A 12,474-nucleotide genomic window follows, 5' to 3' on the forward strand; every position below is an offset into this window, starting at 1 on the left:
GGAGTGATTTAGATGGGTATTCGTATCGGCGATCCTTCATTTGAAACTCGAGTTCAAGAAGGAATCGAAAATGACTTTATGTTGAATTCAGTTGCTTCTGCTCAAGGTCGTTTCAGAGGTCGAAGAGGCGTGGCGACAGAAGAATTAGGAAACTGGGAAGATTGGCGGTCCTTAGGCGAAGAAATACGGTCGCATACGTTGGAAAACATTGATTATTACTTGCAACAATTGAGTGACAATGTTTCAAAACGCGGCGGGCATGTATTTTTTGCTGCAACTGCGGATGAAGCCAATGAATATATTAAAGAAGTCGTAAAAAGGAAAAACGGCAAAAAAGTCGTGAAGTCCAAATCGATGGTGACCGAAGAAATCGGCTTAAACAAAGCGTTAGAAGAAGCCGGATCGGAAGTCATTGAAACGGACTTGGGCGAATGGATTTTACAATTAGACGGCGATGTACCGTCCCATATTGTGACGCCGGCGCTACATTTGAATAGAGACCAAATAAAAGAAACCTTCGCCAATAAAAGAGGCTATGACAAATCGAACACGCCTGAAGAACTTGGTTTATTTGCACGTGAAGAATTAAGGAAAGACTTTTTGACGGCAGATATCGGGATTACGGGATGCAACTTTGCAGTAGCCGAATCAGGTGCGGTGACTTTCGTGACGAATGAAGGAAACGCGCGTCTTGCAACGACATTGCCTGATACGCAAATTTCGGTCATGGGTCTGGAACGGATCGTGCCTACATGGGAAGAACTAGATGTTTTAGTTAGTTTGCTGACAAGATCCGCTGTCGGTCAAAAGTTAACAAGTTATATAACTGGAATCACTGGAACGCGTTTGGCAGGGGAAATCGACGGACCAGAGGAGTTCCATTTAGTCATCGTCGATAATGGCAGGTCTGAAATTTTAGGGACTGAATTCCAATCAGCGCTACACTGCATCCGTTGTGCGGCATGCATTAACGTTTGCCCGGTATACCGTCATATTGGCGGCCATGCGTACGGTTCGATATATCCGGGTCCGATTGGCGCGGTTTTGACGCCTTTACTGGACGGCTACGAAAATCATAAAGAGCTTCCGCATGCTTCAACGTTGTGCGCTGCTTGTACAGATGTCTGCCCTGTGAAAATTCCGCTCCATGAGCAATTAATTCGTCATCGTGAAATCATGGTGGAAAAAAATATGGCGCCGACAGCTGAAAAAATTGCGATGAATGGATTTGTGAAGTGGTCAACCCATCCAGCTGCTTATAAATTAAGTTCCAAGCTGGCGCGCACGGCATTAAAACCGTGGACGAAAGACGAAAACATTACAAATGGTCCGGGTCCGTTAAAAAATTGGACAGCACAGCGCGATTTTCCTGCTCCTAGTCAACAAACGTTTCGTTCGTGGTTCAAGGAACGTCAAAAAGGAGAGAAGTCGAAATGACCATTCAAAACCGTGAAAGTTTTTTAGATAACTTGGCTAATACACTCGGAAGACCCCGTAGAAAAACGGGAGTAGAGCGTCCAAAATGGAGTCTCAGTCCGCAGTGGGAGGTCTATGACGGATTGTCGCAAGACGAATTAGTCGATGTTTTGGAGCAGCAATGCAAAGTCATTCATACGAACTTCAAACGGACGAACTTCGATGGATTATCGGAAATGCTCAAATCGGCGATAAAAGGGCATGACGGAAATAAAGTGCTCGCGGCGAATGACCGCCGGAATAAAGAATACGGATTGGAAGTTATTTTTGACGACCTTAAACAGGAAGGCGTCGATGTTCGTCTTTGGGATTCGGCTATCGGCACGGAAAACCAAGTTTTCGCTGAACAAGCGGACATCGGTATTACGTTTAGCGAAATCACGCTTGCGGAATCCGGCACGATCACCTTGTTCAACGACAAAGATAACGGCCGTTCGATCAGTTTGCTCCCGAGAGTTCACGTAGTTATCATCCCGAAAAGCACGCTCGTTCCGCGGATGACGCAAGCAGTGAAACAAATTCATGAAGCAAATAAAAGAGGGCGTGAAGTTTCGTCATGTGTTAGTTTTATATCAGGACCAAGCAACAGTGCGGATATTGAAATGAACCTCATTGTCGGTGTACACGGGCCGATAGAAGCTACTTATATTGTGGTTGACGATAAATAGATTTGAAAGTAGGAGAATGCGAATGATCTCTGAAGCTATAAAATCACAGTTTGAACAATTTGTCGGAAAAGATAATGTCGAGGACAATCAGGCGTCGTTACTTGCTTACTCGTACGACGCGACGCCGGGTTTTCAGGCGATGCCTCATTGCATCGTTTCACCTAGAAATGCGCATGAAGTCGCCGCGGTCGTCAAACTATGCAACGAACATAAAATACCGATCGTTCCAAGAGGATCCGGCACGAATTTAAGCGCAGGCACGACTCCATTGCAAGGCGGCGTTGTTCTTCTATTTAAACATATGGATGGAATTATAGAAATAGATGAAGAGAATTTAACGATGACTGTCCAGCCGGGCGTTATCACTTCCCATATCATCGCAGCGGCTGAAGAAAAAGGATTGTTTTATCCGCCAGATCCAGGATCAATGCATATTTCAACAATAGGCGGAAATATTAGCGAGAATGCAGGCGGGTTGCGCGGGTTGAAATACGGCGTGACGAGAGATTATGTCATGGGGCTCGAAATCGTATTACCGAATGGTGAAATCATTCATACAGGCGGCAAGTTGGCGAAAGACGTGGCTGGTTATGATTTGACGAGATTATTTGTCGGGGCGGAGGGGACGCTCGGTGTCGTGACGGCTGCGACGTTGAAATTAATTCCCAAGCCGGAAACGAAGAAAACGATGCTTGCGCTATTTGATGACTTAGAAACGTCAGCAGAAGCCGTTTCGGCAATCATCGCTAACCGTATTATTCCGGCAACTCTCGAGTTTTTAGACCAGCAAACTGTAAGGGTCGTTGAAGATTTTGCGCAAATCGGGCTCCCTAAAGATGTCGGAGCGGTGTTGCTGATCGAGCAAGATGGACCGCCGGAAGTAGTCGAGCGGGACTTGGCGAAAATCGAAGAAATCTGCAGATTGACCAATGCCGTCGATGTGCAAGTGGCGAAAACGGAAGCGGAAGCCGATGCATTAACAAGCGCGAGACGAACGGCTTTATCCGCGCTTTCAAGAGTGAAGCCGACGACAATCCTAGAAGACGCGACAGTGCCTCGCTCCAAAATCGCGGAAATGGTGCGTGAAATCGAAGTAATCGCCAAAAAGTATCAGCTCACCATTTGCACATTCGGGCATGCGGGGGATGGAAATCTTCACCCGACCTGCTTGACGGATGCGCGTAATGAAGAAGAAATGGCTCTCGTGGAAAAAGCATTTGAAGAAATCTTTCATAAAGCGATCGAACTCGGCGGAACGATTACCGGGGAACATGGTGTCGGCGCGATGAAATTACCTTATTTGCATTTGAAAATAGGGGAGGCCGGGGTTGAAGTGCTGCAAGGCATCAAAAAGGCGATCGACCCGAACCATATCATGAACCCGGGCAAAATCTTCTCGGAGTCCGAACGCAATCGGGTGGTGATTTGAGATGATGAGCACGGAGGAAAAAGCGCGGATTCAAGTGAGCTTTAAAGAGAAAATGGATTACAACGAACTGATGAATTGCACGCGCTGCGGCTTTTGCTTGCCGAGTTGTCCGACCTATATCGAATCCGGCAAGAAAGAGATCAATTCCCCGCGCGGAAGAATTGCATTGATGAAAGGCGTCGTGGATGGACTTATCGAACCTGATGAAGACGTCAAACGCTCCATCGATTTATGCTTGGGATGCAGAGCATGCGAACCTGTTTGTCCATCAGGTGTGAAATTTGGTCATTTACTCGAACAAGCACGGGATGCAATCTATCAAACTAACAATCAATCACTACCTGAAAAAGCGATGCGAAGTATTTTCTTTAATAATCTATTTCCGTATCACAACCGAATGATCGGTGCAGTCGGTTTGCTCGGATTTTACCAGCGATCGGGCCTTCAAAAAATCACGAGATCAGTCGGTATCATGAACCTATTCCCTGAAACGATGCGCACGATGGAAAAAGTGTTGCCCGAAGTTCCTAAGAAAAAGGAAATGAAACAAAGACAACGTCATTTTGCACCGCTTCGGGAACGGAAGAAAAACGTCGCCTTTTTCTCAGGTTGTTTAATGGATACGGTTTTCATGTCCACGAATGATTCCACGACGAAACTATTGCAATATGCAGGATGCGAAATCGTCGTTCCGAAAACCCAAGGCTGTTGCGGGGCATTGCACGGGCATAGCGGAGAGCAAAACCGGGCGAGAGAAATGGCCAAACGCAATATCGAAGCGTTCGAGGCGGCCGAAGTCGACTACATCATTACGAATGCCGGCGGATGCGGTGCATTTCTAGTGGACTACGGGCATCTGTTAAAAGATGATCCCGAGTGGAGCGAGCGCGCGCAAGCCTTTTCGAATAAAATCAAAGACATCACTAGCATATTAGTCGAACTCGAATTTGATAAGCTGCCGCTTCGACTCGATGACCAAATCGTTACGTATCAAGATTCTTGTCATTTGAAAAACGGCCAGAAAACATTTATAGAACCTCGTAAATTACTGCAATCGATTGAAGGCGTCACGTTTGTTGAAATGCATGACGCGGGCCGTTGCTGCGGATCTGCCGGTATTTATAACATCGTAGAGTCTGAAATGTCGATGCAGATTCTAGATTATAAAATGGAGCAAACGAAAAAGACCGATGCGAAAACCATTGTGACGACGAACCCCGGCTGTTTATTGCAAATGAAGCTCGGCATTGAACGCGAAGGGCTGGCGGATCAAATGGACGCGGTGCATATTGTTGATTTGCTGGTAGAAGCCTATGAAAATGCTGAAAAGTCGGAACGATGATATATAATTGGTAGAAAAGTGAACACTACACTCGGTGATCTACGGGTTGCATTTTATAATCGCAATTAGATGCATGATTAGCGCATTATTGGAGATTATAAAGTTAAAGGGATGACTAGATGGTTTTGGAAATTTAGCTAGGAGGTTCAATAATGACGAATAAAAACACGAACACGAACACGAATGCGAGTGCTAGCGAAAACAAGAAAGATCCAACTACCGATACAGCCTACGGAGATCCGGTAAAAGCCTCTTCACCGCCTATCAATAATGAGTTCAAAAAAGCAGATTCTCCAATTGCTGAAAGTACTCAGAATGGTACTAGTCGAAAAGATTAAAATAGGACTAAGTTGAAAGTCACATCAATATGGTGTGACTTTTTGGTTTTTGTTTGTAATATTGGCGATTGGAAGTAACTGTATAATTAACTGACTTTTATTCAAATAAAGACTTGGAGCCCAAATTCTCATATGAATTGGGCTCTTTTTAATACCTGTTTTTAAGAACAGGTATTTGGGTGTTGGTTAATATTCCCTAGTTTATTTGAGTTTAACACAGGTATATAAATAACACGGCCAGTTATAAAATTGAAAACGCAACTCCAGCCAGGTGAAATAATGGATAGGAGGAAGCAATAATGAGTGTTCAAAAAAGTACGGATAGTTCAAGCCTTGCTGAGGTGATTGATAGAATCCTAGATAAAGGGATTGTGATTGATGCCTTTGTAAGGGTCTCTCTAGTCGGCATTGAAATAATTACAGTGGAAGCCCGGGTGGTTATCGCTAGTGTGGATACATGGCTTCGATACGCGGAGGCTGTTGGCCTCTTGCAGGATGAAGGCCGGGATCAAAAAGAGCAATTAAGTTATTAAGAAAGGATGACAGAAAATGAACAGCCAAGAATCCAATGAAAACTATGAAGTGGTGGAAAAGGAAGAACAAAAGCAAACGGAAAATAATCAGCCGGCACAAGAAAAGAAAGGGCCGAATTATTCCATGAACTATGCGCTGATCGGCGGTGTGGTTGGAGCGGGAATCGGCTTGCTTGCCAATCCGGATACGAGCAAGAAGGCCATGAAAAAATTAAGTGAATCCGAATTGGTGAAAGTGGCGAGCGAGGAATTCAGAAAAACGGCTCAGGAGCTTCTAGCAGGGCAAGCGCAAAACAGCATCAAGCATCTTGCTTCTGGGTACATGAATAAAATCGAACAAGGGCTGCTGTCCCCAAAGAAGGGCGATGACAGTGTTCCAAAACCGGAAAACCAACAAAGCTATAACGAAATAAAAGAAGAAAACAAACAGTTAAACGATCGCCTTGAAAAGATTGAAGAAATGTTGAATGATCTCGTGGCTACCAAGTGATAACAAGTCTTTAACTCGAAGGGGGCTAGGGTATGGACAAGAAACTGGCACAAACTGCAGGGAAAGTGGCCGAAAAGGTGATTGAACATACACCAGAACCGATTAAAGACAAAGTGAAAGAAGTTGCAGCTGATAAAGCGAAGGAGAAAATAGTCGAGAATGTCCAGGACAAGGGACATCAATTAACCGAAAAACTGGGAAATGCCAAAGAAAAGTTAGTCGATAAAGTTGAAGACAATGCAGGAGAAGCGAAGGAAAAAACCCAGGATTTTCTGCTTTCTGCCCGGGATAAGCTTGGGAAAGTGGTCGAGGCGGGGGAAGAAATTCAGGAAAAAATCTCCTCGGCAAGTAAAAGTGATGATAAACGGAAAGTGAAAGGTGTCTCGGACATTAAGGGAATTGGCTCGATCAAGACGGCCAAGGACATTAAGGGAGCCACCAAGATTAAAACTATTAAAGACATCCGGACCATTAGTTCTTAAAAGGATTAACGAAAGGAGAATGCAATAATGGCACTTCAAAAAAGTACAGACAGTTCAAGTTTAGCGGAGGTTATTGACCGAATTCTGGATAAAGGGATTGTAATTGATGCATTTGTAAGAGTATCAGTTGTCGGGATTGAGATTTTGACCGTTGAAGCAAGGGTGGTCATTGCCAGTGTCGATACATGGCTGCGATACGCGGAGGCGGTTGGGCTGCTGCAAGACGGTGCTGAAGAAGACGGTCTTGCTCTCCAATCGAATGAAGGCAATGCTCGATTTAGTATCTAGAAATCCGCTGGCGTCGCCAGGGTTAAAGCAACCCTGGCATGCTAGCTTTTAGCAGGAGGCTGCCATGGAAATTAAACAGATTATCGGAAATGTGACGGGATTTTTCAATGAGTTTGTAGCCCCGGTCCATAAAATTACTGCCGTAGAAGCAAGTGATGATAATGGCTGGAAGCTCACGGTGGAAGTCATTGAGGAAAAGGAATATATGAAGAGATATGCAAAGGATGAAATGCTTGGCGTTTATGATGTCCATCTAAATGAGGAAAAGGAAATCACATCCTATAAAAGGCGGGATATCCGTTTTAGAAGCTCCATCAATATGGAAGAGTAAGTCTTGGGAGTAGGAGGAAACAGAGTGACGGTCTTAAAAGGCAAAATCGACAAGAATTCACGGACAATCATTCGCGATGAAAAGACGGAAGAACTGCTTTCCCGTTCGCTGCGGTACATGAAAGCCGGGTATCCCATCCATTTAACAGGCCCATCTGGAGCCGGAAAGACATCTCTTGCTCTTGCACTTGCTAAAAGAAGAAAGAAACCTGTCATGCTCATACACGGCAACCATGAGCTGAACAACAAAGACCTGATAGGCGACTTTACAGGTTATACGAGCAAGAAGGTGGTCGACAATTATATACGGTCGGTCTATAAGTGGGATGAAAACGTGACGGAGACGTGGAGGGATGGAAGATTGCTCGAGGCGGTCAAGAACGGATACACGCTGGTTTACGATGAGTTTACACGTTCATTGCCTACTACTAATAACATCTTTCTATCCATTTTGGAGGAAGGTATCCTTCCGTTGTACGGCACCAAATTAACCGAGCCTTTTATCCGAGTCCATCCCGACTTTGCGGTGATCTTCACTAGCAATCCGGATGAATACGCGGGGGTTTACCAAACGCAGGATGCGCTTCTTGACCGGCTCATCACCATTTATATCGATCATAAAGATCATGACCGTGAGGCGGCAATCGTAGCTCATAAAGCCGACATCGATGAAAAAGACGCTGCAGCCGTTACAAAGTTGGTCGCCAAGCTGCGCAAAGAATGCATAGAAGAAACCGGTCCGAGTCTTCGGGCATCCATCATGATTGCGAGGTTGGCGGCAGAACAAAAAATCAAGATTGATGGATCCAATCCTGATTTCGTACGACTGTGCTTGGACATTCTGGGTCACCAAGTGAGCAGGTGCATCGAATCCGATGAACCGATCAAAGCAGCAGAGAGATTAATCAAAAAGGCCTGCATCAACATGTAACAAGTAATAAGTAATAAGGGAGGAACTATAAATGAGCCAAGAAGAGCAAAATGGCATCTATATTTTTTGCGGAATCCAGACAGAAACAGACGAAGATTTCGGCACGTTTACTATCGAAGGTGAAACCAAAGAGCTGTTTATCATACGCTATAAAGATGCAGCGATTGTAGCAGCAGAGGTTCCGATGAAAATCTATCATCCGAATAAAGACAATTTACTTATGCACCAAAATGTCGTCTCGCAAGTGATGAAAGTGAACGACACCGTGATTCCTGTCAGCTTCGGCAGTGTATTCCACTCCAAGGAAGACGTTGGCGTGCTGCTAGAAAATCTATATCCGCAGTTTGAAAAACTGTTCCCTGCGATAAAGGGGAAGGTGGAGTTAGGTCTGAAAGTAATCGGCAAAAAAGATTGGCTTGAATCGCTTGTCGCCGAGAATTCGAAAATCGATAAAATGGCAAAGGCCGTGCAAGGGAAATCAGAAGCAGCCAGCTATTACGAGAGAATTCAGATTGGCGGAGCTGCCCAAAAAATAATCACTTCACTGCAACAGGATGTAAAGCAGGAAGTCTTCAGCCCATTGACGGAGCTGGCTGAAGCATCTAAGACCAACGACCCGATCGGGGAGAAAATGCTTCTTAATGCAGCCTTCTTAGTAGACCGAGGGAAAGAAGCAGATTTCGATAAAAAAATTAATGAAACATACGAAAAGTGGAAGGACAAGGTAGAGTTCAGCTACAGCGGACCTTGGCCCGCGTATAATTTCATCAATATCCGTTTAAAAGTTGAGGATGCGTGATGATCCATAAACTGGTTTCCGCTCCAATCAACCTGGTCATAAAAATCGGTGAAAAGGTGAAAGAGGAAGCTGATAAAGAGCTTTACGATCTTCCGACAATTCAGCAAAAACTGATCCAGCTTCAAATGATGTATGAACTTGGGGAGATACCAGAAGAGGCATATAAAGAAAAAGAAGAAGAGTTGATCCTGCGATATGAAATGGCAAAACGAATGGAAATGCAACAATGGGAAGAGATGACAAAGAAGAAATGAGGAAAGGAAAAGATGGACAGTCTCATTTACTTATATGGATTGATACCAACTGAGGAATTAAGCAAACAACAGATACCTTCTAATAAAGGCTTCGATGGCAAAGGGCACATATACACCCTCCCTATAGGCAAGACAACTGCCGTTGTCTGCGACCTTGATGCAGAACAGTACTCGGAGGAAAGTATTCAGGAACAAATTAACAATGACATGGAGTGGCTCCAGGAAAAGGCTTTTCACCATCACGAAACTGTCATGATGCTCTCCAAGATGTACACGGTAGTGCCCCTGAAGTTCTGCACGCTTTTTAAAAACCAGGCAAGTTTGGAAAACGCGGTACACACGAAGGAAGCGCACTTGATTGATACATTTTCCTCGATTCACGGAAATGAGGAGTGGAATTTGAAAATATACTGCGATGATCAATTGCTAAAAGAACAGGTGAGTGAGAGCAATCCGGCCATTGAAGCAAAAAGAGAAGAAATAAGTCAACTTTCTAAGGGAAAGCAATTTTTCGAAAAGAAAAAGCTAGACAAACTGATCGAATCCGAACTGGAAGAAGAAAAAAACAGAATTAGTGAAAACATTCATGGACATCTAAGCGAAATTGCACTGAAAGGAAATGTCAAAAAAACTTGGAGCAATGACGTAACGGGAAGAAAGGATGAGATGACTTGGAATAGCGTCTATCTGATTCCCGAAGCAGATGTAGAAAACTTTTTAGAACAGATCCAGCAATATGAAAAGAACATGAAGGGAATGGGATGGCAGTTCGAAGCAACTGGGCCATGGCCAGCCTATCACTTCTCTAACTTTTCATAAGTGAGGATGAGATGGAACTATGGCATTAAGAGAATCGATGGAAAACAAGGATATAGCGCTCATTGATATTTTGGATGTCATCCTGGATAAAGGTGTTGCGATCAAGGCGGATTTAGTGATTTCCATTGCTGGCATAGATCTTGTGTATTTGGATTTGAGAGTATTGATCGCTTCAGTAGAATCTCTCGTACAGGCCCAAGCGGGAAGCCATAAAACCGTATCTTCAGAACAATTTGAAAGACAGAGGGAGGCATTGACTGATGCTACCGGCCAACCAAGCAAGTGGAAAGATTAATTTAGACCCTGATAATGCGGAGCATGGATTGGCGCAATTGGTGCTGACCGTAATTGAGCTATTGCGACAAATAGTGGAAAGACACGCTATTCGGCGAGTCGAAGGCGGAACGCTGACGGATCAGCAGGTTGAGGACTTAGGCGAAGCATTGATGAATTTGGAAGAGAAAATGGAAGAGCTAAAAGAAATATTCGGTCTAGATGCCGAAGACTTGAATATTGACCTGGGTCCTTTAGGAAGCTTGCTTTAATACAAACACCCAAGGAGGACTTTAAATGGAACATTCCATGCAATCCAACACGATTGTAGACGTACTTGAGAAGATACTCGATAAAGGAGTGGTGATTGCAGGAGACATTACAGTCGGCGTTGCGGATGTAGAACTGCTCACCATCAAAATCAGGCTGATTGTCGCTTCGGTCGACAAGGCAAAGGAAATCGGCATGGACTGGTGGGAAACCGACCCCTATCTATCTTCCAAAGCGGTGGACAGCAATACGAAGGTTCTAGAGGAAGAGAACCGGAAGCTCCACGAGAGAATCGAAATGCTTGAAAAGAGCATGTCAGCAAGCGGGCTAAAATCCAATTAGTTCAACTAGAAAACTATAACTAATCTAATAACAAAGAAAGTATCAAGCATACTAGGAGGAAACGAAATGACTGAGACAATCTTGAAGGAAAATCAAACTGAAGGAAATAAAAAAGGCAATCTTAAACGATCACTAGCAGGAGGCCTGATTGGTGCAACAGTCGGATACTTGGCTACACCTGAAAATGGCCAAAAGCTAAGCGACAAAGGTTTGGAGTTGGGGCATGCAGTGAAAGACAGTTCGAAGAAAGCCGTCAATACCATTAAGAATAATGCATCCAAATTGTTTTCAAAAGAAGGCGGGAATACTTCCGACGATCATGAGCCATCCAACAATGCTTCTGAGAATTCCTCTGAAAAAAATAAAAGCATTTCAGATCGTCTAGACCGCCTGGAATGTTTGCTTGCCAAACTATCAGATGGAAAGAATGGACAAAATAATTCAGCTTCAGAGGAAAATAAAACTTCGAATGAATCGGAAAGCTTATCCAATCAAAGCTATTCACAAGATTCTGCCGCGGACAATCAAGAGGAAGATAAAAGCAAAGATGACAGCAAAGAGTCTGGCTCTGTTTTACAAAATCCATTAAATGACGATTCAACAGATAAAAAACAGCAAGAAAACGATGAACAAGTGCAGGAAGAGCCTCAATATAAAGATCAAGATAACGAGGCGAAATCCAAGGCAGATGATCAATCGGCTAACCAGGAATATGAAACTTTAAAAGCAGAAAATGAACAACTTCAGGATCGGCTGGGCAAAATAGAAGAGCTTCTAGTAAAACTAGCTGAAGACAAAAATGGCCAAAGCCAGGACTCGACAGAGGAAGAAGACCAGAACGAAGAAGAGAACTCTGATGAGGACCAGGATCTAGATAGCGGTAAAGGAAATGATGAGGCAACGGCTAGCAAGGAAGAAAGTGATGAAAAGCAGGATAGATCCGATGAAGAAAAAGATGAAAAGGAAGCTTTAGGTTACGACCAGGAAGATGAAAATGAAGTTGAGTCAGAACCTGAAGAAAATGAAGAGACCGAAGATAACAGTAACTCAGAGGACTCTAAAAAGGAAGAACTTGAAGAACCTAAAGAAATTCAAGATTCCGAGGTGGAAACGGAAGATGTACAGGAAGACGACGAGGAAAATGAAGAAGGCAAGCATAATCAGGACGAAGACGCGAGTGAAGAAAATGGAGAACTTGACGAGTTAGAAAAAGGAACGCCGAATAAAGATCAAAAAACAAAGAGTAGCACTCGTTCGGATGCCAAATCTGAGAAAGCTTCCAAGCAGAAATCCGAAAAAAAAAACGAATCCAAGAAAACAAATAAAAAAGGTGAGGGAAAAACGTACAATGTAAGTTCCCGAGATGAGGAATCCTATCTGCTTTTGGACGGATTAAGAAGGGAGCAGTAA

At 43.9% G+C, this 12,474-nt stretch carries 18 protein-coding genes; all 18 read left to right on the forward strand.

The features are described from left to right. Positions 1 to 12 precede the first annotated feature (12 nt). The 18 genes from G8782_RS07735 (at position 13) to G8782_RS07820 (ending at position 12,474) form a co-directional block, all read left to right on the forward strand. Positions 13 to 1,437, forward strand: a complete 1,425-nt coding sequence (locus G8782_RS07735) for a LutB/LldF family L-lactate oxidation iron-sulfur protein (protein ID WP_172370378.1) — start codon at positions 13 to 15, stop codon at positions 1,435 to 1,437. After that, entirely contained in the window at positions 1,434 to 2,144 is a 711-nt protein-coding gene (locus G8782_RS07740) for a LutC/YkgG family protein (protein ID WP_172370379.1), read from the forward strand. The genes G8782_RS07735 and G8782_RS07740 overlap by 4 nt, the downstream gene beginning before the upstream one ends. A 22-nt stretch (positions 2,145 to 2,166) precedes the next feature. Next, positions 2,167 to 3,573, forward strand: coding sequence for a glycolate oxidase subunit GlcD (glcD, locus tag G8782_RS07745; protein WP_172370380.1), 1,407 nt, complete (start codon positions 2,167 to 2,169; stop codon positions 3,571 to 3,573). Position 3,574: 1 nt separating this feature from the next. After that, entirely contained in the window at positions 3,575 to 4,915 is a 1,341-nt protein-coding gene (locus G8782_RS07750; protein WP_172370381.1) for a (Fe-S)-binding protein, read from the forward strand. 152 nt (positions 4,916 to 5,067) lie between these two features. After that, entirely contained in the window at positions 5,068 to 5,253 is a 186-nt protein-coding gene (locus G8782_RS07755; RefSeq protein WP_172370382.1) for a hypothetical protein, read from the forward strand. 299 nt (positions 5,254 to 5,552) lie between these two features. Beyond that, positions 5,553 to 5,786 (forward strand): gas vesicle protein GvpJ, encoded by a 234-nt coding sequence (gene gvpJ, locus G8782_RS07760; RefSeq protein ID WP_172370383.1) that lies wholly within the window; start codon positions 5,553 to 5,555, stop codon positions 5,784 to 5,786. Positions 5,787 to 5,802: 16 nt separating this feature from the next. Next, the gene (gene gvpT, locus G8782_RS07765; protein WP_246231610.1) at positions 5,803 to 6,276 is read left to right on the forward strand and encodes a GvpT/GvpP family gas vesicle accessory protein; all 474 of its coding nucleotides are present in this window, start codon (positions 5,803 to 5,805) and stop codon (positions 6,274 to 6,276) included. A gap of 32 nt (positions 6,277 to 6,308) precedes the next feature. Beyond that, a complete protein-coding gene (gene gvpQ / locus G8782_RS07770; protein WP_172370384.1) occupies positions 6,309 to 6,758 on the forward strand; it encodes a gas vesicle protein GvpQ in 450 nt (149 codons plus the stop codon). 27 nt (positions 6,759 to 6,785) lie between these two features. Further along, the gene (gene gvpA, locus G8782_RS07775; RefSeq protein ID WP_172370385.1) at positions 6,786 to 7,046 is read left to right on the forward strand and encodes a gas vesicle structural protein GvpA; all 261 of its coding nucleotides are present in this window, start codon (positions 6,786 to 6,788) and stop codon (positions 7,044 to 7,046) included. A gap of 64 nt (positions 7,047 to 7,110) precedes the next feature. Then, positions 7,111 to 7,377, forward strand: a complete 267-nt coding sequence (gene gvpO, locus G8782_RS07780; protein WP_172370386.1) for a gas vesicle protein GvpO — start codon at positions 7,111 to 7,113, stop codon at positions 7,375 to 7,377. Positions 7,378 to 7,401: 24 nt separating this feature from the next. Beyond that, positions 7,402 to 8,307, forward strand: a complete 906-nt coding sequence (gene gvpN / locus G8782_RS07785; protein ID WP_172370387.1) for a gas vesicle protein GvpN — start codon at positions 7,402 to 7,404, stop codon at positions 8,305 to 8,307. 31 nt (positions 8,308 to 8,338) lie between these two features. Beyond that, positions 8,339 to 9,106 (forward strand): GvpL/GvpF family gas vesicle protein, encoded by a 768-nt coding sequence (locus G8782_RS07790; RefSeq protein WP_172370388.1) that lies wholly within the window; start codon positions 8,339 to 8,341, stop codon positions 9,104 to 9,106. Continuing rightward, the gene (locus tag G8782_RS07795) at positions 9,106 to 9,360 is read left to right on the forward strand and encodes a gas vesicle protein GvpG (RefSeq protein ID WP_172370389.1); all 255 of its coding nucleotides are present in this window, start codon (positions 9,106 to 9,108) and stop codon (positions 9,358 to 9,360) included. The genes G8782_RS07790 and G8782_RS07795 overlap by 1 nt, the downstream gene beginning before the upstream one ends. Before the next feature lie 12 nt (positions 9,361 to 9,372). Beyond that, positions 9,373 to 10,179, forward strand: coding sequence for a GvpL/GvpF family gas vesicle protein (locus G8782_RS07800; RefSeq protein WP_172370390.1), 807 nt, complete (start codon positions 9,373 to 9,375; stop codon positions 10,177 to 10,179). A 19-nt stretch (positions 10,180 to 10,198) separates the two neighbouring features. Further along, a complete protein-coding gene (locus G8782_RS07805; RefSeq protein ID WP_172370391.1) occupies positions 10,199 to 10,474 on the forward strand; it encodes a gas vesicle protein in 276 nt (91 codons plus the stop codon). Next, complete coding sequence (locus tag G8782_RS07810; protein ID WP_172370392.1) at positions 10,440 to 10,724, forward strand: gas vesicle protein K; 285 nt, start codon at positions 10,440 to 10,442, stop codon at positions 10,722 to 10,724. The genes G8782_RS07805 and G8782_RS07810 overlap by 35 nt, the downstream gene beginning before the upstream one ends. A gap of 25 nt (positions 10,725 to 10,749) precedes the next feature. Then, complete coding sequence (locus G8782_RS07815) at positions 10,750 to 11,064, forward strand: gas vesicle protein (RefSeq protein ID WP_172370393.1); 315 nt, start codon at positions 10,750 to 10,752, stop codon at positions 11,062 to 11,064. A gap of 66 nt (positions 11,065 to 11,130) precedes the next feature. Continuing rightward, positions 11,131 to 12,474, forward strand: coding sequence for a YtxH domain-containing protein (locus tag G8782_RS07820; protein WP_172370394.1), 1,344 nt, complete (start codon positions 11,131 to 11,133; stop codon positions 12,472 to 12,474).

This window comes from Sporosarcina jiandibaonis (assembly GCF_013184495.1).
Classification (GTDB): domain Bacteria; phylum Bacillota; class Bacilli; order Bacillales_A; family Planococcaceae; genus Sporosarcina; species Sporosarcina jiandibaonis.

What these genes read in the sequence shown, in the direction of transcription:
- G8782_RS07790 (WP_172370388.1), top strand. Translation starts at nt 8,339, where the DNA reads ATGAGCCAAGAAGAGCAAAATGGCATCTATATTTTTTGCGGAATCCAG.
- glcD (WP_172370380.1), top strand. Translation starts at nt 2,167, where the DNA reads ATGATCTCTGAAGCTATAAAATCACAGTTTGAACAATTTGTCGGAAAA.
- G8782_RS07740 (WP_172370379.1), top strand. Translation starts at nt 1,434, where the DNA reads ATGACCATTCAAAACCGTGAAAGTTTTTTAGATAACTTGGCTAATACA.
- G8782_RS07820 (WP_172370394.1), top strand. Translation starts at nt 11,131, where the DNA reads ATGACTGAGACAATCTTGAAGGAAAATCAAACTGAAGGAAATAAAAAA.
- G8782_RS07750 (WP_172370381.1), top strand. Translation starts at nt 3,575, where the DNA reads ATGATGAGCACGGAGGAAAAAGCGCGGATTCAAGTGAGCTTTAAAGAG.
- G8782_RS07810 (WP_172370392.1), top strand. Translation starts at nt 10,440, where the DNA reads ATGCTACCGGCCAACCAAGCAAGTGGAAAGATTAATTTAGACCCTGAT.
- G8782_RS07805 (WP_172370391.1), top strand. Translation starts at nt 10,199, where the DNA reads ATGGCATTAAGAGAATCGATGGAAAACAAGGATATAGCGCTCATTGAT.
- G8782_RS07795 (WP_172370389.1), top strand. Translation starts at nt 9,106, where the DNA reads ATGATCCATAAACTGGTTTCCGCTCCAATCAACCTGGTCATAAAAATC.
- G8782_RS07815 (WP_172370393.1), top strand. Translation starts at nt 10,750, where the DNA reads ATGGAACATTCCATGCAATCCAACACGATTGTAGACGTACTTGAGAAG.
- G8782_RS07755 (WP_172370382.1), top strand. Translation starts at nt 5,068, where the DNA reads ATGACGAATAAAAACACGAACACGAACACGAATGCGAGTGCTAGCGAA.
- G8782_RS07800 (WP_172370390.1), top strand. Translation starts at nt 9,373, where the DNA reads ATGGACAGTCTCATTTACTTATATGGATTGATACCAACTGAGGAATTA.
- G8782_RS07735 (WP_172370378.1), top strand. Translation starts at nt 13, where the DNA reads ATGGGTATTCGTATCGGCGATCCTTCATTTGAAACTCGAGTTCAAGAA.
- gvpJ (WP_172370383.1), top strand. Translation starts at nt 5,553, where the DNA reads ATGAGTGTTCAAAAAAGTACGGATAGTTCAAGCCTTGCTGAGGTGATT.
- gvpT (WP_246231610.1), top strand. Translation starts at nt 5,803, where the DNA reads ATGAACAGCCAAGAATCCAATGAAAACTATGAAGTGGTGGAAAAGGAA.
- gvpA (WP_172370385.1), top strand. Translation starts at nt 6,786, where the DNA reads ATGGCACTTCAAAAAAGTACAGACAGTTCAAGTTTAGCGGAGGTTATT.
- gvpO (WP_172370386.1), top strand. Translation starts at nt 7,111, where the DNA reads ATGGAAATTAAACAGATTATCGGAAATGTGACGGGATTTTTCAATGAG.
- gvpQ (WP_172370384.1), top strand. Translation starts at nt 6,309, where the DNA reads ATGGACAAGAAACTGGCACAAACTGCAGGGAAAGTGGCCGAAAAGGTG.